This is a genomic window from Allobosea sp. NPDC055594, from assembly GCF_053618995.1.
In genome coordinates, this window is record NZ_JBSHIO010000052.1 from 1 (window position 1) to 1358 (window position 1358).

General features: G+C 64.1%; 2 protein-coding genes. Both read right to left on the reverse strand.

Going from position 1 to position 1358, the window contains the following annotated elements; genetic code table 11:
• Nucleotides 1-633, reverse strand: a 633-nt coding sequence (locus ACWGRX_RS26915; protein ID WP_452120058.1) for a 3-oxoacid CoA-transferase subunit B, incomplete at its 3' end; no start/stop codon positions are given.
• A 16-nt stretch (nt 634-649) separates the two neighbouring features.
• Nucleotides 650-1357 (reverse strand): CoA transferase subunit A, encoded by a 708-nt coding sequence (locus ACWGRX_RS26920; protein WP_452120059.1) that lies wholly within the window; start codon nt 1355-1357, stop codon nt 650-652.
• Nucleotide 1358: the final 1 nt, after the last annotated feature.

The following is a 1358-nucleotide window of genomic DNA, read 5'->3' on the forward strand; positions in this document are numbered from 1 at the left end:
CGCCTCGGTTTTGGCCTTGATCTCGTCGAGGGTGACGCCTTCGGCGAGTTCGATCAGGGTCATGCCGGCGCCGTTCTCGTCGATCGAGAAGACGCCGAGATCGGTGATCACCATGTCGACGACGCCGGCGCCGGTCAGCGGCAGGTCGCAGGCCTTGAGCAGCTTCGGCGATTCCGAGCCGTCCTTGTTCCTGGCGACATGCTCCATCACCACGACGACCTTCTTTACGCCGGCGACCAGGTCCATGGCGCCGCCCATGCCCTTCACCATCTTGCCGGGGATCATCCAGTTGGCGAGGTCGCCATTCTGCGCGACCTGCATGGCGCCGAGGATGGAAAGATCGATATGGCCGCCGCGGATCATGCCGAAGGAATCAGACGACGAGAAATAGCTCGTCGTCGGCAGCTCGGTGATGGTCTGCTTGCCGGCATTGATCAGGTCGGGGTCCTCCTCGCCCTCATAGGGAAAGGGGCCCATGCCGAGCATGCCGTTCTCCGACTGGAGCTGCACGCTCATCCCGTCCGGGATGTAGTTCGAGACGAGCGTCGGGATGCCGATGCCGAGATTGACGTAGAAACCGTCCTTCAGCTCCTTGGCGGCGCGAGCGGCGATCTGTTCACGGGTCCAGGCCATGTGCGTGATCTCCTGCTCAAGCCGTTTCGCGTTTGCGGACGGTGCGCTGCTCGATGCGCTTCACCGGGTTCGCCAGATGGACGATCCGCTTCACGAAGATGCCGGGGGTGTGGATGTGGTCGGGATCGATCTCGCCGGCCGGGACGAGATGCTCGACCTGCGCCACGGTCAAGCGCGACGCCGTCGCCATCATCGGATTGAAGTTGCGCGCGGTCTTCCGGTAGACGAGGTTGCCCTCGGTATCGCCCTTCCAGGCATGGACGATCGAGATGTCGGCGAACAGGCCGCGCTCCATGATGTAGCGCTCGCCGTCGAACGCGCGCTCCTCCTTGCCCTCGGCGATCAGCGTGCCGACGCCGGTCTTGGTGAAGAAGGCCGGGATGCCGGCGCCGCCGGCGCGGATGCGCTCGGCCAGGGTGCCCTGCGGGTTGAATTCGAGCTCGAGCTGGCCGGAAAGATACTGCTCGGCGAAAAGCTTGTTCTCGCCGACATAGGAACTGATCATCTTCCTGATCTGCTTGGTCTCGAGCAGGATGCCGAGCCCGGCACCGTCGACACCGGCATTGTTGGAGATGAAGGTCAGGTTCCTGGCGCCGGAAGCGCGGATCGCCTCGATCAGCGCATCGGGAATGCCGCACAGGCCGAAGCCGCCGGCCATGATGGTCATGCCGTCCTTGACGATGCCGGCGAGAGCCGCCGCCGCATCGGGATAGACCTTCTTCATC